Consider the following 19,767-nt stretch of genomic DNA (forward strand, 5'->3'; position numbering starts at 1 on the left):
GCTCGATCGATGGGCAGGGACGCAGCAAGCCGTCCCTGCCCGGCACATCATTTCTTGATGAGGTTCTGGTCGACCCACTGCTCGCTGTAGCTCGGGCTAACGATGATGCCCGGCTTGATGTCGGCATATTCCTTCAGGTTTTCCTGGGTCACCGTTGCGACCGGCATCACAAGCTCCTTCGGGACCTCCGCGCCTTTGGCGATCTTGTAGCTGAGCCAGAAGGCCGCGCCGCCGATGCCCGGGGTGGTGTTCATCGACACGGTGGAATAGCCGTTCTTCTCGTTCTGCTTCATCCACCAGAGGATGAAGTTGGAGCTGCCGCCACCTTCGACGAGCGGCATCTTGTTGGCATAGTCGCCGCCGTACTGCTCGAAGGCCTGGGCGATGCCGATATCGTCGCTGCCGCCCTGGGCCAGCACCGCATCCACCTTCGGCAGGCTCGGGAGCACGTTGGCGATGGCCGCTTGCGCGACCGAGGCCGTAGCCTGGCCGTAGACCGTGGCGACCACCTTCACGTCGGGATATTTCTTGAGAACCTCTTCCTGCGCCGAATGCATCAGGTTGTCCGGCGCGGAGCCCTTCACGCCGCGGACCACGATCACGTTGCCCTTCCCGCCTATGCGCTTCAGCACCTGCTCGGCCTGCTCCTTCTTGTAGCCGGTGAAGTCGAAGGTCAGCCGGTAGGCGCAGGGAGCCGAGGCCACGGAATCGAAGGAAATGACCTTGATTCCCGCCTTGCAGGCTTTGTCGATGACGCTGTTGAGGGCCGTCTCCGAGGCCGCGTTGATGGCGATGGCATCCACCTTTTTGAGGATGAGATCGGCGAGCTGGCTCGTCTGCTGGTTCACGCTGTTGTCGCCGTTCAGGACGATGTAGTCGGCGATCTTGCCCTCCGCCTTGGCCTGCTTGGCGGCCGCCTCGAAGGATTCCACCATCTGCTGACGCCAGGTGTTGCCGTAGTAGGAGTTGGACAGGGCGATCACGGGCTTCTCGGGCGACGCGGAGGCCGGGGCTGCCGCCAGAATGGCGGCGAGCGCCGAGCCGAGAATCCAAGGGGTCTTTGCAAGCTGCATCATTGGGTTCCTCCTTGTGAAATGATCGGCCGATTTGCTCGGACTCTTGTCGCTGCAGCATCGGGTGCTGCGAGCTGCCTTTTCGGTAAGGAGATTAGATCATCATACCAGTTTGGCAAGCTGGAAAGATGGTAGTTCACTGACAAATCCTTGGGAGATCACTGGAAGATCCTTGTGGAACTCCAGGGAACCCAGGGAAAGCTTTGGTGGATACATGGAGGGACCTACCGCTTCGCAGCTTCCAGGTCCCTCATGCCTTCCACTTGATCCGTCGCCTCATCTGTCACTTGCGGCGCTCGGCATCCGCATAGGCGGCGTGAACGAGCTCGACCACCTTGAGGTTGTCCTCACCCGAGGTCTCGGCCGGGCGACGGGCCAGGTAGGACTCGACCCAGTGCCGCTGCAGGGCAACGACGCTGTCCTGAATGATGTCGAGGGGAAGCTTCGACCAGGGCCAGGCCGGGGGCGGCACGTGGCGGGTGGCGATCCTGTCGCCCTGGATCAGATGAAGGCGGTAGTCGGCCTCCAGGGCAATCGTCCCTTCCGTTCCCTCGATGGTCACGAGGGTCTGCGGCCAGGGATCGGGCACCTGATGGGTCGCATAGCTGCAATCCACGACGCTCGTGCGCCCTCCTCCATGGTCGAGAACCATGGTGGCCACATCCTCGCCGCGGATCTTCGGGTTCACGCGCCTGGTCCAGCAGGAGACGTCGCGGGCGTCGCCCATGAAGCAGCGGGCGAGGTCCAGGAGATGGATGCCGAGATCGAGGATGATGAAGCGGCCTTCGGTGGCGAGATAGGGCTGGTTCGCGAACACGTCGTAAGGCGTGCGGAACGAGATGCGGGCGAAGAACGGCTCTCCGATGGCGCCCTCGCGCAGGAGGCCGGCCACCTCGCGCATGGGGCGCTGGAAGCGGAAGTTCTCGTGCACGGTGAAGGAGACGCCGGCCCTGCGGCAAGCATCGACCATGGCGCGGGCATCCTCGAGAGTCTCCGCCATGGGCTTCTGGCAGATCACGGCCAATCCGGCTCGCGCCACCTGCTCCACGATAGCGCGGTGGCTCGGCGGCGTGGTTGCAACATCGACGGCATCGATGCCGCCGTCGGCCAGCATCTCGGCCACGTCCGTGTAGCCGCGCTCGACGCCGTAGCGCTGCCGGGCGGCCTCCACCTTGGCGGGATCCCGGTCGCAGACGGCGGCGATCTCGACGCCGTCGATCACGCGCCAGGCCTCGAGCTGGTTCTGGGCAAAGAACCCCAGGCCGACGACACCGATGCGAACCTTGCTCATGCGATCTCCCATGGCCTGATGAAGCGACGCTCCAACCGTTCCAGCATGTGGGAGCGAAGGCCGTCGACGGCGACCGCGATGAAGATGATGCCCGCCGTGACGAGGGGGTAGATGTACGGATTGGCGTTGATGATAACGAGGCCGTTGGCGGCGGTCTGGATGAGGAGCGCTCCGAAGAGCGCGCCCTTCACGCCGCCGCGCCCGCCGAAGAGGCTCGTGCCGCCGAGCACCGCGGCCGCGATGGCCGAGAACTCGGCCTGCAGGCCATAGCTCGCGGTGATCGCGCCGATCTGCGTGGACGAGACGAAGCCTGCCATGCCGGCAAGCGCGCCCGAGATGACGAAGCAGAAGAACACGATGCGCCTGGCAGGAAGGCCGGCTTTCGTGGCCGCATCCCTGTCCTGGCCCACCGCATAGACCTGCCGGCCGAAGGGGGTCTGCTGCAGGAGCACCCAGGCAATCACGAACACCACCGCCACGGCCACGATGGCAGACGGGATGCCGAAGACGGTGGCGCGGTTGAGCGACGTGATCGCCTCGGGGAAATAGACGCTCGCGGTGTTCGACACCGACATTGCGATGCCGCGCCCGATGAACAGGGTTCCCAATGTGGCAATGAACGACGTAATCCCGAGATAGGCCACAAGTGCGCCGTTGACCGCGCCCAACAGGGCGGACGCGACGAGCACGACCATGAGACCAATGGGCCACGGCACGCCGCCGAGATAGAGCCCGAGGATGCACCCGGTCAGGTACATCACCGCGCCCACCGAAAGGTCGATCTCGGCGGTGAGCAGCACGAAGGTCATGCCGATGGCGAGAATGGCCACAGGCGCCGCCTGGATGACGATGTTGGTGAAGTTCGCCAGGCTCAAGAAACGGTCCGACAGGGAGCCGAACACCAGCAGGATGGCAAGGAACAGCAGGTAGGGCGCGGCCTGCAGGAGCAGGATGGTGATGCGGTTGCGGCTGTTCATGCGGTGGCCTCGCGCTTGGGTCCGACAGGCGCCATGGCGGCGGCCAGAATCGCCTCGCGGTCGAACCCGCTGCGCTCGAAGCTGCCCGTGATCTCGCCCTTGTTGATGGTCAGGATCCGGTCGGACAGACCCATCACCTCTTCGATCTCGGAGGAGATCAGGAACACCGCCCCACCCTCCTCCACGAGCCGGTTGATGATCCGGTAGACCTCCTGCTTGGCGCCCACGTCGATGCCGCGGGTCGGCTCGTCGAGGATAAACACCTTGGGCCGGCGCAGGAGCCATTTGGCGATCACCACCTTCTGCTGGTTGCCGCCCGACAGGTGCTTGGCGAGTGTGTCCTGCACCCGGTCCGTGGACAGGTGGACCATGCGGGCGAGCTCGCCCGCCGTCGTGTTCAGCGCCTTGCCGCCGACGAACCCGGGACCGACCCTGAAGCGCTTGAGGAAGGTCAGCCCGATATTGTCGACGATGGAGGCATCCATCAGCAGGCCCTCGTTGCGCCGGTCCTCGGTCAGGAAGGCAAGGCCCGCCGCCATGGAGGCCTTAGGCGTTGGCCGCATGAGCCGCGTGCCGGCCACCTCGATGGTGCCGGACTCTATCGGGTCGAGGCCGAAGATGAGGCGCGCGAGCTCGGACCGGCCCGAACCCATCAGCCCCGACAGACCGACGACCTCGCCGGCGCGGATGTCGAAGGAGACGTCGTTGGCGACGCCGCGCTGGGTGAGGCCGCGGACCCGCAGGGCCACCTCTTCCCGTGGCTTGGTGCTCCGCTCAGGGAAGATCGCATCGATGGAGCGCCCGACCATCATGGAAATGATGGCAGGAACGTTTAGCCGTTCCCGTAGATCCGTGCCGACCACGGCGCCGTCGCGCAGCACCGTCACCCGTTCGCAGACATGCATCACGTCCTCGAGCGCATGGCTGATGAAGATGATACCCACCCCCCGGCTCTTGAGCCGGTTGACGATGGCGAACAGCCGCTCGACCTCACGGCGCGTGAGGGAGGTGGTGGGCTCGTCGAGGATCAGCACCTTGGCGTCCGCATGGAGCGCCTTGGCGATCTCTACCAACTGCCGCTCGCCCTGGGCGAGATTGCCGACGAGCCGGGTTGGCGGAAGATCGAGATCGACCTCGGCCAGAAGCTCGCGGGCGCGCTTGCGCACCCATCCGCGGTCGATGAAAGGCACGCCGCCCCGCTTCGGGAAATCCGTGATGAAGAGGTTCTCCTCAATCGACAGATTCGGAAACAGGTTCAGTTCCTGATGGATGAAGGCGATGCCCGCCCGGCCTGCCTCGCGCGGGCTCTGCGGCGCGTAGAGCTGACCGGCGAGAGACATCCGGCCGCCGTCCGGCTGATGCACACCCCCTAAGATGTTCATGCTCGTGGATTTGCCGGATCCGTTCTCGCCTACAAGGCCGAGGGCCTCGCCGGGCCAGAGCTCGAAGCTGACGCCATGAAGAACGCGCACCCCGAAGAAGCTCTTGGTGATGCCTTCCACGGACAGCAGCGGCTGGTCGGCTCGTTGATTGGTCTTCACGGGGTCACCTCACGCCGAGATAGCGGGTGCGCAGCGTATCGAGCAGGGCGGCTGCGAGAATGACGCTGCCCTTGATGACGTAGATCACGAAAAGCGATGCGCCGAGAAGCTTCAAGGTGGTGTCGATCAGCACGAGGAACAGGACGCCGAAGACCGTCCAGATCACCTTGCCCTTGCCGCCGAAGAGGCTGGTTCCGCCGATCACCACCGCGCCGATCACGTCGAGCAGGATGCGCTCGCCGAGGATGGGCGTGCCGGTCTGGAGGCGCGCGGTGTAGACGATGGAGGCGAGCGCCGCGAGCATGCCGGACAGGATAAACGCCGACAGGATGGTGGTGCGCACAGGCACGCCCGAGACATAGGCCGTGCGCGGGTTCTTGCCGACCGCATAAAGCCAGCGCCCGAGGATCGTATAGGCCAGGACGCCATGGACGATCAGGGCCGCGGCGACCGCGATGACGACCGCGATGGGAATGCCCGCGATGTCCCGATCTCCGATGGAGATGAACATGTCCGGCAGGTCATAGATGGATGTGGTGGTGGAATGAAACGTGGTGTACCAGATTGCGCTGCCGCCGAAGAAGTTGGTGGTCGCGAGCGTCACCATGAACGCCGGCATGTTGAGCCGGGTAATGGAGAGGCCGTTCAACAATCCGATTCCCGCGCCGACCAGCAGCATCGCGGCCATGGCGGCGGGTGCCGCAAGCGGGCCCGAGAGATAGCCGTCGCTCTGCGTCATGATCGATGCACCGACAACGCTCGCCAGGCTGATGATGGCCGTCACCGACAGGTCGATGCCTGCGATGATGAGAACGATGGTCTGGCCGAGGCACACAATCAGAAGCGGCATCATGTCGGACAGGATGTTCTGCCAAACCTCCACGGTCGCGATCTCCGGCACGAAGGGGATCATGACCAGGGTGTAGAGAACGCACAGGGCGAGAACGAGGTATTCCGACAGAATGAAGCGCGCCGCAGCCTTCCACCTGCTGCGGCCCGCCTCGCGCTCCGCCCTGCGAGACACGGCTTCCGAGACCAACATTTAACCTCCTAAAAGCAGGGGTGGGGCGCGTTGCCTTGCGCGCCCCAAGACCGTTCGACCCGGAGCGATCAACCGGACTTCTTCTGCTTGAGGAGGGTATAGCCCCACATCTCCTCGCGCTTTTCCATCATGTTGGCTTGGGTGATGGCAAAGCCCGGATCGAGAAGAACCTTCTCCGGCTTCTTGCCCTCCTGCATCTGAATGATCGCATCGATGGCAAGCTTGGTCTCGAAGAAGAGGTTCTGCACGCCGCAGGCGTCCATGTACTTCTGCTCCATGAGCTCATAGGCGGTCGGGAAGCCGTCGAAGCCGGTGAAGATCACATGCTTGGGATCGCCGATGGGTGCCCACTTGTTGGCGGATTTCAGCGCCTGGGTGATCTGCGGGATCAGGAAGTCCGACGAGGTGAAGAGGAAGTTGATGTCGGGGTTCGCCTGAAGCGCATTGGTGAGGCCAGCAAAAGCCTTGTCGGAGTTCCACTCCGTAGGGATGCGGGCCACGACCTCGATGGTGTCGGAGAACTGGGACACTGCCTCCTGGAAGCCGTCGCGACGCTGGATTGCGTTCGGATCGCCCAGGTTGCCGATGAGGATGGCGGCCTTGAACTTGCCGCCGGCCTGCTTGGCGGTGCGGCAGGAATGGAGCACCGCCTCGCGGGCGATGGTCTGGTTGTCGGCGACCACGGCCACCGAATAGGCGTCCGACTCGGCGGGTGGACGGTTGAAGTGGACCATGGGGATATTGGCGCGGTTGGCCGCGCGGATTGCCGGAATCACGGCCTTCGAGTCGGTCTGCACGATGATGATGCCATCGACCTTACGGGCGATCATGGCGCGAACCTGCTCGAACTGCTTGCTGTCGTCCTTGTCCGAGATGCCTTCGAGCACGGCGTAGCCGCGCTTCTTCATCTCGTCCTTAATGATCTGCATGCCGGCGACCCAGAACTCGGAGTAGAGCCCATCGAACAGCACGGCGATGGTCTTGCCGCTCTGGGCTTGCACCAACATCGGCGTGGTGCCCGCGGCTGCGGCCATGAGAGCACCGATGGTAAACTGCCGTCTCGTCGTGTTCATTCTGTCCTCCCAGGTGTGGAACGATGGGGCTTTCGCCCTTAGCTGTCAGCTGGCTTCGGCAAGCCACACCACGCCGAACCCATCGACATCGATCATGCCGCCCGCATGCTGCGGACCGGCTGTGAAACCTGTAAGATGCAAGCGCTCCGATGCCGCCCACCGCCCCTCCGGCAAGGCAAGAGCGGCCGGCGCGGCGCGGGCTTGGGTGAGAGCAAGAACCCTGCCCTCGGGTGCATGAACCAGAAGCCCCCGTGCCCTCGGCTCGTGCGCCCAGATGACGATCTCAGTCCGGCATCCGGCTAGGGGCGCCAGCCGGGAGACGAGGTGGCCCGACGGGGACAGGGAGCCATCCGGCTGAACCAGACCTTTCGGCCCTGCCACCTCGAAGACGATCAGATCCTTCACGGACGCATCGACGAAGCCCGCGATGGTGCCCAGCAGCCAGGATGCGGCCAGCACCGTATGCTGCCTTCGATCCGGCGGGGTTTCCGCCCGGCGCGCCTCGGGGCTCGTCGCATTCGGGTTGAACCGCATTCCAAGCGTCAGCGGCCCGATCACGAGGTCGAGACCCGGAGCCTTGGCGTGGGCCGTGGCCAGGATGTCCGCCAGAGGCTCGATGCTCTCGCCCAAGGTATCGTCATCGGACGCATGAACTGTCGGGTTCGTGGTCCAGATGGCGTAGTCGATCCGGGACGGCAGGGTTCCGCGATTGAACTCGGTGAAGAAGGCTCCGGTACCGCCCCCGATGTGCGTGCCGGGCCAGAGCCTGCGCGCGAGATCGACCGCCTCCTGCGATGCATCCCAGAGGGAGATGCCGAGAGGCTTGCGGCCGGACAGAGCCCTGTCGATGGTGTCCAGCACCCTTGCGTGATCGGCGTAGTCCTTCAGGCGGCAGTTCAGGCGGACGTTGCCGGGAATGGCGGCGAGATGCCCTTCGAGCCTGTCGGCCCATCCGGGTTCCTCCGGGTCGATTTCGAGGGCGATCGCGTGGAGGGACAACGCCTTGAGAGCCGCCGACACAACCGCATCGGGAACGGAGCGAACGACCGGGAGACCGGTCCCCAGACAGGGCAGCGATGCAATCCTCTCGATCCGAGGATTTGTCTCGACACTGTCGGACGCGGCGCCGCCTGCCTCGAAGGCAATCCGTACGCTCTGCTCGACGGTCTCGCCCGCATCGATCCGGTACGGAAACGGCAGGGCGAGCGGGCGGCTGTAGGTCTTGTAGGAGGCGTCGGTCCAGTTGCGCTGATCCTCCGTTTCGAACACCTCGCCCTCGAACGCAATCATGACCGCAGTGCCGCGCTGGGTCCGATGCGCGAGGGCGGCCATGTCCATGAAGGGCTGGTGCGGAGAGATCGGGACCGGAAAGGCCGAGCGGGTGCTGCGGCCATCCGCGTGGGTGATCACCACCTCCTGGCCGCGACAGGCCGAGAGGCCGTGCAGAACCACGAGACCTGTGCGGTTGGTGAGAAATCCCCGCGAGGAGCGCACCGATGAGCGGGCCTCGATGCCTTTGGGCGAGATGTGGAACAGAACACGCCAGGAGAGATCGCCGTTGGGATGATTGCCGTCCCCGGAGGCTTCGATTTCGATGCTGTCGCCGGACCGGTGGATCTGCGGCGAAGCGGCGAGCGGCAGGGTTCCCCAGTTCTCGTCCCGGGCCACGAAGGCGAGGCCGCGGAGCACCACTTCCCCATCGAAGGCAACGTCGCGAAGAGCGGTGCCGGACGGATTCAGCTCAACGGTCACAGGGCCGGCCGACAGCTTTGACGGCTGACCGGACTCCGCCGACTCATGGCGTTGCGTCGCGAACGGCATCCCGCTCCTCCTCCCTGCCCGTTATGTGTTTTCACGAAGATGATGTCATCATACCAGTTTAGTCAATGGTCTTTTTGCGATCCGTGCGGAAGCGGCCGGCCTCTCGTGCCCGTCTCGCGATCAACCCTTGGCGCTGTAAGGGAGCCAGGTTGCGACACCGGGGAAGAAGATGATCAGGAGCGTCACCAGGATCAGGGCCACAATGAAGGGCAGCACGGCCTTGCTCCCATCCAGGAGATTCGTTTTCGCGATTCCGCACGTGACGAAGAGGCTGGCCCCGACCGGTGGGGTGATCAGCCCAATGGAGAGCCCCAGGACGGTGACGATGCCGAACTGCACCGGATCGATCTGCAGGCTCCGCACCAAGGGCCAGAGCACCGGCACCAGGATGATGATGTTGGCGCCGAGATCCAGCAGCATGCCGGCGATTAGGTAGACCCCGAGGATCAGGATCAGGACGAGATACGGGTTTTGGGTGATGTCCATAATCATCTGGGCGGCGGCCTGCGGGATCTGCTCGCGGGTGACGATGAGGCCGTAGAGGGAGGCTGCTGCGATCATCAGCATGACGATGCCGGTGGTGACTGCCGTGTCCCTAATGATTCCGGGAATGTCGCGCCATGTGATGGTGCGATAGACATAGAGGCCGACAAAGAGCGCATAGAGCACCGCCACCACCGAAGCCTCAGTGGGAGTCGCGATGCCGTAGCGGATCGAGCCGATGATCACCACGGGCATGAACAGGCCCCAGACGCTCGCCCGCGTGGCACGGCCGATGCTTCCGAGCGACGGCCGCTTGCCGCGCGGGTAGCCGCGCCCGACAGCGAGGAGCCAGGATGTGACCATCAGGGCAAGCGCCATGATGATGCCCGGAATGACCCCCCCGATGAACAGGTCGCCCACGGACACGCCGGTCACCACGGCGAAGATGATCATCGGGATCGAGGGCGGCACCATCACGGCGATGGTGGATGCGCTCGCCGTTACGGCGGCGGTGAATGGCGGATCGTAGCCCTTCGCGATCATGGGCGGGATCAGGGCGCCGCCGGTCGAGGAGGCTTCCGCCACGGCGGATCCCGTCATGCCGCCCATGAGGGTGCCGGACGCGATGTTCGCGTGGGCAAGCCCGCCCCGCAGCCAGCCCACGAGAGCGTCGGCGAAATCCACAATGTCCCTCGCAATGCCGCTGCGCGCCATCAGGTGACCGGACAGCAGGAAGAAGGGCACCGCCAGCAGCACGAAGCTGTCCATGGAGGCGGTCATCTTCTGAACCACCAGGGTCACGGGCAGCCCGCCATACAGGAGCGCCGCCAGCGACGCGATCGCCAGGGCGAAGGAGACGGGAACGTTGACCAGAAGCAGAAGGGCAAAGCCGATGAGCAGCACGGTCGCCATGGTCAGAGCTCCGAAGCAAGCGCTTTAGGAGCAGCGTCCCCGCGGGCGCCGCTCAGCCAGCCGATGAGGATGTCGCCGGCGATGAGAAGGGCCATGGCCGAGTAGCCCGCATAGACGATGCTCATGGGCAGCTCGAGTACGGCAGATGGCTGCGAGTGGGTGATCCCGACGATCTGGAAGCTCGCGAGAAGGGTGTAGAGGCAATAGCCGAGGACCAGCACCTCGACGGCGCGGCCCGTCCAGGCGTTCATGGCCGGGCTGTTGAGATAGGTCACCGCATCCAGCGCGATGTGCGAGCGGTTCTTCCAGGCCACCCAGGCGGAGATGTAGGAAATCCAGATGAACAGGTAGCGCGCCAGCTCCTCCGACCACACGAGAGGATCATTGAAGAGGTAGCGCCAGATCACCTGCGCCGTGCAGGCGACCACCATCGCGGCGAAGAGGCCGACGAGGGCCGCCAGCACCAAACGCTCGATGAAGGCCCAGATGCGGGCGACACTCATTTGACATCCCCCGGGAGAATGGAAGGACGCGGCATCGAGTGCCGCGTCCGGTCGAGAGGAGACTTAAACGCGATCGGTCGCCGAGCGATCAGTTGCCGGCGGCCCGGATCTTCTCCAGCATGGCCTGATCCACGTTCTTCTGGCTCGACGCGATCTCGGCGGTGGCCGCTCGGAACGGGGCCGTGTCGATGGTCTCCACCACCATGCCCTTCTTCTTCAGTTCCTCCAGCTGCTCCTTCTCGAGCCGCTGGGAGGTCTCGCGCTGATAGGCCGTGGCCTCGGTGATGGCCTCGCGAACCGCCTTCTGCTGATCGGCGGGCAGCCGGTCCCAAGCGACCTTGCTGAACATCACCGCATGCGGCCCGTAAACGTGCCCGGTCAGGGTCAGGTACTTCTGCACCTCCCAGAGGGAGTTGGTGTAGATGACCGTCACGGGGTTTTCCTGGGCGTCGATGACGCCCTGCCCTAGGCTCGTGAACACCTCGCCCCAGGCCATGGGAATGGGTGCTGCGCCGATCTGCTTGAAGGCCGCGATGTGAACCGGGTTCTGCATGGTCCGCAGCTTCACGCCCTTGAGGTCGTCCGGAGCCTTGATGGACTTCTTGGTGGTCAGATGCCGCCAGCCGTTCTCCCACCAGGCGAGACCGAGGATACCCTTCTGCTCCATGCGCTTGAGCAGGTCCTGACCCACCTCCCCGTCCAGCACCTTGTAGGCATGCTGCGAGTCCTTGAACAGGAACGGCAGGTCGATCACGCCGACCTGGGGCACGAAGGCGTTGAGAGGACCCGTCGACACCACGGCCATGTCCACCGTGCCGAGCTGCAGGCCCTCCACCATCTCGCGCTCCTCGCCGAGCTGGCGGTCCGGATACACCTCCACCTTCACCTTGCCGCCAGTCTTGGCCGCAACGAGTTCGCCGAATTTCACCAGACCGAACTGGGTCGGATGTCCGGCCTGGGCACCATGGCCTGCCTTGATCACGGTCTGGGCGTGGGCCGAGGCGGAGAGACCCACCATGGCGATAGTCGACAGCAGAAGCGCTAGACGTTTCACGGTTTCCTCCAATATTTATTGTCGATTTTCAGCTCAGCCCGAGGCTCAAGGATTGGGCGAGACAGGAACAGTGTGGACGCTGCCATCTGGTATGACAAGTCCGAAAGTGGTCTAATGACTATACTAGAGATGACCAGCAGTTCCGGAGCATTCCCGCGGCCATGAGCATGACAGCCCCCATCCGTTCCGTTCTCGTCACCGGCGCCGGAGGCAACCTTGGCCGGAAGCTGATCGCTGACCTCCTCAGGCGGGAGTGGTGCGAGCGGGTTGTGGCGCTCGACCGGACGCTTCCTGCAACGGGCAGCGAAGGCCCGGCCAAGGTACAATGGGTTGAGGGTGACCTCGCAACACCCACGGGCCCAAGTCTTCGCGGCGCTTTGGCCGGGATTGATGCCGTGGTTCATTTCGCAGCCCAGAATCCTTACCCTGATGCGCCCTGGAGTGATGCCAGTGCGTCCTTCGACATGACGCTCAATATGTTGGCAGCCGCCGCTCAGGCGGGCACGCGCCGCGTCGTGTTCGCCTCGTCGAACCATGTGATGGGCCAGTACAAGGACCCGCCCTTGTGCGATGGTCTGACCGCAGGTGCTCTGACAACGGTCTTGCCGCCAGGTCCGGGAACGCGCTGGTTCAACGGCCGTGAAATGGTGCAGGGCTTCGCCTACGCAGCGTCGAAACTGATGGGTGAGAGAGCCTGTCTCGCCGAGGCGCATCGCTCGGGAGGCGCCCTGACCAGTGTGTGCGTTCGGATTGGCTGGTGCCAGCCGGGGGAGAACAGGCCGGAGACGATCAACACATCTGGCCTGCCCGGCGCGGAGGAAAGCACAGGTCCTGACACCGAACGCGACCTGCGGTGGTTTCGCAACATGTGGCTCTCAAACCGGGACTTCGTGGCCGTGATCGAGCGGGCGCTTCTCTCGGAGGAGGAAACCTGGCCGCAGCCCGGCATCGTGGTCAACGGCATGTCGGCTAACCGGAACATGCCGTGGGACATCGAAACTACCCGGCAGCTCATCGGCTACGAGCCGCAGGACGATGTCTGGGAGCACATCGCCTAAGGCCGTGATCGCCTTTCGAGGACAACACATTGACGTAGGAAAGCTTGGAAATGGAACAGGTGCTGTCTTCCGAAGTCTTTGCTGCCCTTACGGCTGTTGATACGCCGACAGTGTGCAACGCCATCGAGCTGGTCTTGGGTCGCCGGACGGCGGAAGGCTTCACGACCCAGCCGGTTCTCGCCGCCCATCCCAATCTGCCCGCCATCGTGGGCTACGCCCGCACGGGGCTGATCCGTAGCTCGCAGCCAAGTGAAGACTCACCTGAGACCCTGAGGGCTCGCCGTATCGCCTACTATAGGTATGTCGCAGCTCATCCCGGTCCTGCCGTCGTCGTTCTGCAGGATATTGATCCCCATCCTGGACTTGGCTCATTCTGGGGTGAGGTCAACGTGGCGATCCATAAGGGACTGGGAGCTCGGGGCGTTCTGACCAACGGCTCGATGCGCGACCTCGGCGCCGTCGACCCCGGGTTTCAGATCCTGGCCGGCTCGCTCAGCCCGAGCCATGCCTTTGTCCGAATCGAGGAGTTTGAGTGTCCGGTGGAGGTCTTCGGGTTGAGGGTTAAACCCAACGATCTCGTTCACGCCGACCGCCATGGCGCTGTCACCATCGACCCTGAGATCGCCCATGAACTTCCTCGTGCCATCGATCTCGTGATGCGAAAGGAAGCTCCGATCTTGAGAGCTGCCCGCAGTCCAGGTTTTACTGTGGAGAAGCTGATCGAGGCCTGGGGTGAGGCGGAGGACACCCATTAACGCGCTTGGTGGTTCAACCTGTGCGGCCAGGATTCTAAGCTAAGCCGCGCCTGCCAGCTAAGTCATTGAAACCGCGTGCCTTCCTGCTGCACGGGATGATCATGTGTAGCACCTTTGTGTGACACCCCGCAAGTCAAGCCGTGGCAGGCCGCCAATCGAGCCTGATGCTAGGATCGAAACTCTGGCGCGGTCAGCCGGTCTGACCCGTTACCCGCTCCAGCCATGCCACCCAACCCCTTTCGCGCGGGTCAGACCTGATGGTGATCCAGAGCCTCTCGATGGGCGATTTGGATGGGAGCGTCATTTCATATTCAAATACCAGAAAAGTTGCCTGCATCCTCAGTTGAGACTTGGGGCCATTGCGCCCTGGCCAGCCCTTCGTTTCATTTTGAATGGGAACCAGACAGCCTCCTTCCCTACATAAAGGGCATCGTCGAGCAAGGAAACCGATCAGGAGCTCCATCACACGCCTGAACGAATACTCTTCTCCCCGGAATTCACATCTACTCCTGCGTGCATTTGACTCATCCTCGAATGAGAACATAATAGGAACATCGTCAACAACAGATTTGGTTTCGGCACGGATTCCATGAACCCCGGGCAACAGGATAGGCTTGCCGATTTGAGGCTCCAGATTGCTCGGTACGAGGGCGGGTCACAGAAGACCAAGCCTCTGCCTTTCGGTCTTCGCGCCCTCGATGATCACCTGCCAGGCGGCGGCCTCGCCCGGGGTGCCCTGCACGAGATGATCGAGGCGGGCCTCGCCTCTGAGTTCGCCGGCAGTACCACGCTCTTCACCGCGGGAATCGCGGCCCGCCTCAAGGGGCCTGTGCTCTGGTGCCTGACACGCCGGGACCTGTTCGCTCCAGGCCTCCTACGCGCCGGCTTGCATCCCGATCGCGTCATCTATGCCGAGGCCAATCGCGAACGCGAGATCCTGCCGCTGATCGAGGAGGGCCTGCGCGAGAAGGGACTGGCCGCCGTCGTCGGCGAGGTCACGCGCATGAGCCTCATCGCCTCGCGCCGTCTGCAACTAGCGGCTGAAGCCACGGGCGTGACCGCTCTCGTCATCCGGCGCTGGTGGACCTTGGCCGAGAAGGACCTGGTCCATCTGCCGACGGCCGCGGTGACCCGCTGGCGCATCGCCCCCACCCCCTCCGAACTCATGCCGGCTCCCGGTCTCGGGCGGGAGCGCTGGCACGTCGAACTCCTGCGCTGCCGAGGCGCCGAACCCCGTACCTGGATCCTGGAGGCCTGCGATGCGAAGGGTTGTCTCGCTCTACCTGCCGACCTGGCCGACCGATCGGATCAGGCGGCGGACCGGCGAGCCGCCGCGTCATGAGCCGCTCTTGACCGTGCACACGGTCGGATCGCGCCGTGTCATCCGCGCGGCCTGTGCCGCCGCGCAGGAGGCAGGCCTGCATGTGGGCATGGCGCTGGCCCAGGCACAGGCCCTGGTGCCGAACCTGCACGTGGCCGAAGCAGCCGCGGACGAGGACGAGGCCTCGCTACGGGAACTCGCGCGGTGGGCCATCGGCTACTCGCCCGTGGTGGCGCTCGATCCGCCGGACGGGCTGTGGATCGACATCGCCGGCGTGGCGCATCTCTTCGGCAGCGAGGAGGAACTGCTCAGCGACCTGACCAGCCGCCTGACGCGCCAGGGCCTTGCCGCCAAAGCGGCTGTCGCCGATGCCCCGGGAGCCGCCTGGGCTGTGGCCCGCTACGGCGCGGGCGGCGTCGTGCCGACAGGTCGGATGGTCGATGCCGTGGCGACCCTGTCGATCCGTGCCCTGAGGATCGCTCCCGACAAGCTCAATGCCTTGCACCGGCTCGGCATCGAGCGGATCGGACAGCTCGCCGCCATGCCGCGCGCGCCGTTGGTCCGGCGGTTCGGCTGCGACGTCGCCCTGCGGCTCGATCAGGCCCTGGGCCATGCCTTTGAGCCGATCATGCCGCTGATCCCCAAGGAAGCCCCGGTGGCATCCCGTGCCTTCGCGGAGCCGGTCGCCCGGCTCGAGGATCTCAAGGGCGTGCTGCTGCGGCTTGCCAAGGATCTGTGCCGGCAACTGGACCGCCGTGGCGAAGGCGTACGCCGTCTCGACCTCATTTTCCAGCGTGTCGATCAGAAGAGCGCCTGCCTGCGGGTCGGCACCGCCAGGGCCAACAGGGACGCGGCCCATCTGGCCAGGCTCTTCGACGAGCGGCTGCAAACCATCGACCCCGGCTTCGGCATCGAGGAGATGGTGCTGGTCGCGAGCAAGGTCGAGCCTCTGAGCGAGACGCAGATCCATGCTCGCAGCCTTGGGGAAGAGGATATCGGAGAAGCGGACATGGGTCCGCTCGTCGACCGGCTCGGCGCCCGCATCGGCATGCGGCGCGTCTATCGCCTTGCGCCCGTCCAGAGCCTCGTGCCTGAACGCATGGCGCGCCGGATCCCTGCCCTTGCACCGCCGACCGGCTCCGTCTGGCCGGAGAACCTGCCACGCCCCACGCGCCTGCTCGATCCGCCGGAGCCCGTGGTGGCGACCGCCCTGCTGCCCGATCATCCGCCAGCCTTCTTCGTCTGGCGCAAGGTCCGCCACAAGGTCGCCAAGGCCGACGGGCCGGAACGCATCACGCCGGAATGGTGGAACGGCGACAAGAGCTCGTTCGCCCGCGACTATTACCGCGTCGAGACCGAACAGGGCGGACGCTTCTGGATCTTCCGCGATGCCCCTACCGCCGAGGGCGGACGCTGGTGGATGCATGGGTTCTTCTCGTGACAGACGATCGTCGCTCCCATGTATGCTGAGCTCCAGGTCACGACCCACTTCTCGTTCCTGCGCGGCGCTTCGAGCCCGCAGGAACTGTTCGAGCAGGCGAAGCTCCTCGGCATCACGGCATTAGGCATCACCGACCGCAACTCTCTGGCCGGGATCGTGCGCGCCTACGAGGCGTCGCGTGAGACGGGCGTCCGCCTTGTCGTCGGTTGCCGGCTCGATCTCACCGATGGCACGTCCCTTCTCGTCTACCCGATCGACCGCGCGGCCTATTCGCGCCTGTGCAGGCTGCTCAGCCTCGGCAAGAGCCGCGGCGGCAAGGGCAAGTGCCATCTCGTGTGGGATGATGTGGTGGCCTGGAACGAGGGGATGCTGGCGATCCTCCTGGGCGATGAAGCGAACGAAGACCTCGGCCGGAACCTCACGCGGCTCAGGCAGACCTTCGGCAACCGCGCCTATATGGCCCTGATCCGGCGCTTCGCGCCCAACGAGCACCTGCGGCTTCATGCCATCGAGCAGGCGGCGCAGATGGCCCGGGTGCCGACCATCGCCATGGGCGACGTGCTCTATCACCACCCGAACCGCCGCCGCCTGCAGGATGTGGTCTCCTGCATCCGCGAAGGCTGCACCATCGATGAACCGGGCTATCGACTGGAGCGTCATGCCGACCGCTATCTTAAGGATCCACTTGAGATGGAGCGCCTCTTCGAGCGGCACCTGGAAGCGTTCCGGCGCGTGCGGGAAGTCCTCGACCGCTGCACCTTCTCGCTCGACGAGCTGCGCTACCAGTACCCGAGCGAGACGGGACCTGGCGAGACGGCGCAGGAGAAGCTGGAACGGCTGACCTGGGAGGGAGCCCGCCATCGTTACCCCGAGGGCATCCCCGACGTCGTCGCTGCCACCTGCCGGCATGAGTTGCGGCTGATTGAGGAACTGGGCTACGCCCCCTACTTCCTCACCGTGCATGCCATCGTGTCGTTCGCTAAATCGCGTGGCATCCTGTGCCAGGGGCGTGGCTCGGCCGCGAACTCTGCCGTCTGCTTCGTCCTCGGCATCACCTCGATCAACCCGACCGAGCACGATCTGCTCTTCGAGCGATTCGTCTCCCAGGAGCGGCGCGAGCCGCCAGACATCGACGTCGACTTCGAGCACGAGCGCCGCGAGGAGGTGATCCAATGGATCTATGAAACCTACGGCCACCATCGCGCCGCCCTCACCGCGGTCGTCTCCTGCTACCGGGCCCGCGGCGCCGTGCGCGAGGTCGGCAAGGCGCTCGGCGTGCCCGAAGACGTCACTGCGGGACTGGCCGGTCTCGTCTGGGGCTGGGGCAATGACGGTGTGTCGGACAAGGAAGCCAAGGAGCTCAATCTCAACCTCGACGATCCGCGCCTTCGCATGACGCTGGAGCTCGCCTCCGAGCTTATCGGGGCGCCGCGCCACCTTTCCCAGCACCCGGGTGGCTTCGTGCTCACCCAGGACCGGCTCGACGAACTCGTGCCGATCGAGCCGGCCGCGATGGAGAACCGACAGGTGATCGAGTGGGACAAGAACGACATCGACACGCTGAAGTTCATGAAGGTCGATGTGCTGGGACTTGGCATGTTGGGCTGCATGCGCCGTGCTTTCGACCTCCTGCGTGAGCACAAGGGAGAGGATTACGACATCGCCGCGATCCCGGGCGAGGACGAGGCGACCTACGCCATGATCCGCAAGGCCGATACGGTGGGCACATTCCAGATCGAGAGCCGGGCCCAGATGGCGATGCTGCCACGGCTGAAGCCGAGGACCTTCTACGACATCGTCATCCAGGTGGCGATCGTGCGGCCCGGCCCGATCCAGGGCGACATGGTGCATCCCTATCTGCGCCGCCGGGAAAAGCGTGAGGAGGTCGAATATCCACGGCCGGAGCTCAGGCGCGTGCTGGAGAAGACGCTCGGCGTGCCGCTCTTTCAGGAGCAGGCCATGCGGGTGGCGATCGAATGCGCCGGTTTCACGCCGTCCGAAGCCGACCAACTCCGGCGCGCCATGGCGACCTTCAAGTTCACGGCTGGAGTGTCCAGATTCCGTGAGAAGCTGATCACGGGCATGGTGGCCCGCGGCTACGACGCAGGCTTCGCCGAGCGCACCTTCAAGCAGCTTGAGGGCTTCGGCTCCTATGGCTTTCCGGAAAGCCATGCGGCGAGCTTCGCCAAGATCGCCTATGCGTCCTCGTGGATGAAGTGCCATCATCCGGACGTGTTCTGCTGCGCGATCCTCAACGCGCAGCCCATGGGCTTCTATGCACCCGCCCAACTGGTACAGGATGCGCAGGCTCACGGGATCGAGGTGCGGCCCGTCGACATCAATCATTCCCGTTGGGACTGCACCCTGGAGCCGACCCGAAGCCCTCGGCACTTCGCCGTCCGCCTCGGACTCAAGATGGTGCATGGTCTTGCCAATGCGGATGGCGGCCTGATCCCGATCGTCCGTGCCGAGCAGCCGTTCGCCTCCATCGAGGATCTCTGGCGGCGCGCTGGAGTCTCGGTGAAAGCGCTCAAGAACCTGGCTGAGGCTGACGCCTTCGGCTCTCTTGGCGTCAATCGACGCGATGCGCTCTGGACCATCGAGGGCCTCTCGGATGAGGTGATGCCGCTGTTTGCCGCCGCCGACGAGCGGGATCGGATGATCAGGCCCGAACTGGTTGAGCCGGAAGTCAAACTCGTCCCGATGACCGAAGGCCGGGAGGTCGTCGAGGACTATCGCTCGAAGGGCCTGACCTTGCGCCGGCATCCCGTCACGTTCCTGAGACAGGAGTTGACCGAGCGCCGGATCAGTTCCTGCGGGGATCTGCACCGCGCCCGGGACGGGCAGCGGGTGACGGTGGCAGGTCTTGTTCTGGTGCGGCAGAAGCCGGGCTCGGCCAAGGGAGTTACCTTCATGACCATCGAGGACGAGACTGATGTCGCCAATCTAGTGATCTGGTCGGCTGTGTTCGAGAAGCACCGGCGCCTGATCCTGTCCTCGGGGATGATCGGCTGCCGGGGTCGGCTTCAGCGCGAAGGCGGTGTTACCCATCTCATTGCCGAACATTTCCTTGATTTGTCAGATCTACTGCGCTCAGTCGGCGATCGAGACGAGCCCTTACTCCTGAGACATGGTCGTGGAGATGAAGCCAAAGCTGGAACGCACGAATCGTTGCGCATAGCGTCCCGAGAGACTCCCGAAGAGGCCGCGCCTAACCTATCGGAGAACTGTGAGGCTCCGGTAATTAGGGTTGCAACGCGGGATTTTCGCTAAGGGTCATCCACGGAAATTCCTGCCATGTCAGCAATGTCTGTTATCCCCTCAATCAGCAGACATTCGGTCTATTTCGCAAATGTGCCAGGAGCGGTCGTTCCACATGGTGCCCGATCAGAGCTGTCCGGTCCCGAGCAAGCTTCGTCTCT

General features: G+C 64.4%; 15 protein-coding genes. 5 read left to right on the forward strand and 10 right to left on the reverse strand.

Going from position 1 to position 19,767, the window contains the following annotated elements; genetic code table 11:
- Positions 1-47 precede the first annotated feature (47 nt).
- From JQC81_RS16765 to JQC81_RS16810, 10 genes are all read right to left on the reverse strand, one after another.
- Entirely contained in the window at positions 48-1,076 is a 1,029-nt protein-coding gene (locus JQC81_RS16765; RefSeq protein WP_376772414.1) for an ABC transporter substrate-binding protein, read from the reverse strand.
- Between the two features lie 280 nt (positions 1,077-1,356).
- Positions 1,357-2,364 carry a Gfo/Idh/MocA family protein gene (locus JQC81_RS16770; RefSeq protein WP_203272933.1) on the reverse strand — a complete coding sequence of 336 codons (1,008 nt, stop codon included), beginning with the start codon at positions 2,362-2,364 and terminating at the stop codon, positions 1,357-1,359.
- Entirely contained in the window at positions 2,361-3,341 is a 981-nt protein-coding gene (locus JQC81_RS16775; protein ID WP_203272934.1) for an ABC transporter permease, read from the reverse strand. The genes JQC81_RS16770 and JQC81_RS16775 overlap by 4 nt, the downstream gene beginning before the upstream one ends.
- Positions 3,338-4,882, reverse strand: coding sequence for a sugar ABC transporter ATP-binding protein (locus JQC81_RS16780; protein WP_312887539.1), 1,545 nt, complete (start codon positions 4,880-4,882; stop codon positions 3,338-3,340). Before JQC81_RS16780 ends, JQC81_RS16775 begins: the two co-directional genes overlap by 4 nt.
- A 4-nt stretch (positions 4,883-4,886) precedes the next feature.
- Complete coding sequence (locus JQC81_RS16785) at positions 4,887-5,924, reverse strand: ABC transporter permease (protein ID WP_203272935.1); 1,038 nt, start codon at positions 5,922-5,924, stop codon at positions 4,887-4,889.
- Between the two features lie 68 nt (positions 5,925-5,992).
- Positions 5,993-6,997, reverse strand: a complete 1,005-nt coding sequence (locus tag JQC81_RS16790) for a sugar ABC transporter substrate-binding protein (RefSeq protein ID WP_203272936.1) — start codon at positions 6,995-6,997, stop codon at positions 5,993-5,995.
- Between the two features lie 45 nt (positions 6,998-7,042).
- Complete coding sequence (locus tag JQC81_RS16795) at positions 7,043-8,818, reverse strand: D-apionate lactonase family protein (protein WP_203272937.1); 1,776 nt, start codon at positions 8,816-8,818, stop codon at positions 7,043-7,045.
- A 120-nt stretch (positions 8,819-8,938) separates the two neighbouring features.
- Complete coding sequence (locus JQC81_RS16800) at positions 8,939-10,213, reverse strand: TRAP transporter large permease (protein ID WP_203272938.1); 1,275 nt, start codon at positions 10,211-10,213, stop codon at positions 8,939-8,941.
- Positions 10,214-10,215: 2 nt separating this feature from the next.
- Positions 10,216-10,716 (reverse strand): TRAP transporter small permease, encoded by a 501-nt coding sequence (locus tag JQC81_RS16805; RefSeq protein ID WP_203272939.1) that lies wholly within the window; start codon positions 10,714-10,716, stop codon positions 10,216-10,218.
- Positions 10,717-10,804: 88 nt separating this feature from the next.
- Complete coding sequence (locus JQC81_RS16810; RefSeq protein ID WP_312887540.1) at positions 10,805-11,770, reverse strand: TRAP transporter substrate-binding protein; 966 nt, start codon at positions 11,768-11,770, stop codon at positions 10,805-10,807.
- Between the two features lie 161 nt (positions 11,771-11,931).
- On the opposite strand from JQC81_RS16810, the gene JQC81_RS16815 reads away from it, so the two are divergent.
- The 5 genes from JQC81_RS16815 (at position 11,932) to JQC81_RS16835 (ending at position 19,618) form a co-directional block, all read left to right on the forward strand.
- Positions 11,932-12,828, forward strand: a complete 897-nt coding sequence (locus JQC81_RS16815; protein ID WP_203272940.1) for an NAD-dependent epimerase/dehydratase family protein — start codon at positions 11,932-11,934, stop codon at positions 12,826-12,828.
- A gap of 50 nt (positions 12,829-12,878) precedes the next feature.
- A complete protein-coding gene (locus tag JQC81_RS16820; RefSeq protein WP_203272941.1) occupies positions 12,879-13,583 on the forward strand; it encodes an RraA family protein in 705 nt (234 codons plus the stop codon).
- Positions 13,584-14,172: 589 nt separating this feature from the next.
- Positions 14,173-14,925: an ImuA family protein gene (locus JQC81_RS16825; protein WP_203272942.1), complete on the forward strand. Its 753-nt coding sequence runs from the start codon at positions 14,173-14,175 to the stop codon at positions 14,923-14,925.
- Entirely contained in the window at positions 14,843-16,345 is a 1,503-nt protein-coding gene (locus tag JQC81_RS16830; protein WP_203272943.1) for a Y-family DNA polymerase, read from the forward strand. Before JQC81_RS16825 ends, JQC81_RS16830 begins: the two co-directional genes overlap by 83 nt.
- 18 nt (positions 16,346-16,363) lie before the next feature.
- Complete coding sequence (locus tag JQC81_RS16835; RefSeq protein ID WP_203272944.1) at positions 16,364-19,618, forward strand: error-prone DNA polymerase; 3,255 nt, start codon at positions 16,364-16,366, stop codon at positions 19,616-19,618.
- Positions 19,619-19,767: the final 149 nt, after the last annotated feature.

It is taken from the genome of Microvirga arabica (genome assembly GCF_016811235.1).
In the GTDB taxonomy this organism is placed as follows: domain Bacteria; phylum Pseudomonadota; class Alphaproteobacteria; order Rhizobiales; family Beijerinckiaceae; genus Microvirga; species Microvirga arabica.

Bases quoted from the DNA above. Each gene is read 5' to 3' on its own strand.
- JQC81_RS16765 (WP_376772414.1), bottom strand. From the start codon at position 1,076: ATGATGCAGCTTGCAAAGACCCCTTGGATTCTCGGCTCGGCGCTCGCC.
- JQC81_RS16815 (WP_203272940.1), top strand. From the start codon at position 11,932: ATGAGCATGACAGCCCCCATCCGTTCCGTTCTCGTCACCGGCGCCGGA.
- JQC81_RS16790 (WP_203272936.1), bottom strand. From the start codon at position 6,997: ATGAACACGACGAGACGGCAGTTTACCATCGGTGCTCTCATGGCCGCA.
- JQC81_RS16835 (WP_203272944.1), top strand. From the start codon at position 16,364: ATGTATGCTGAGCTCCAGGTCACGACCCACTTCTCGTTCCTGCGCGGC.
- JQC81_RS16775 (WP_203272934.1), bottom strand. From the start codon at position 3,341: ATGAACAGCCGCAACCGCATCACCATCCTGCTCCTGCAGGCCGCGCCC.
- JQC81_RS16830 (WP_203272943.1), top strand. From the start codon at position 14,843: ATGCGAAGGGTTGTCTCGCTCTACCTGCCGACCTGGCCGACCGATCGG.
- JQC81_RS16805 (WP_203272939.1), bottom strand. From the start codon at position 10,716: ATGAGTGTCGCCCGCATCTGGGCCTTCATCGAGCGTTTGGTGCTGGCG.
- JQC81_RS16825 (WP_203272942.1), top strand. From the start codon at position 14,173: ATGAACCCCGGGCAACAGGATAGGCTTGCCGATTTGAGGCTCCAGATT.
- JQC81_RS16770 (WP_203272933.1), bottom strand. From the start codon at position 2,364: ATGAGCAAGGTTCGCATCGGTGTCGTCGGCCTGGGGTTCTTTGCCCAG.
- JQC81_RS16800 (WP_203272938.1), bottom strand. From the start codon at position 10,213: ATGGCGACCGTGCTGCTCATCGGCTTTGCCCTTCTGCTTCTGGTCAAC.
- JQC81_RS16785 (WP_203272935.1), bottom strand. From the start codon at position 5,924: ATGTTGGTCTCGGAAGCCGTGTCTCGCAGGGCGGAGCGCGAGGCGGGC.
- JQC81_RS16820 (WP_203272941.1), top strand. From the start codon at position 12,879: ATGGAACAGGTGCTGTCTTCCGAAGTCTTTGCTGCCCTTACGGCTGTT.
- JQC81_RS16795 (WP_203272937.1), bottom strand. From the start codon at position 8,818: ATGCCGTTCGCGACGCAACGCCATGAGTCGGCGGAGTCCGGTCAGCCG.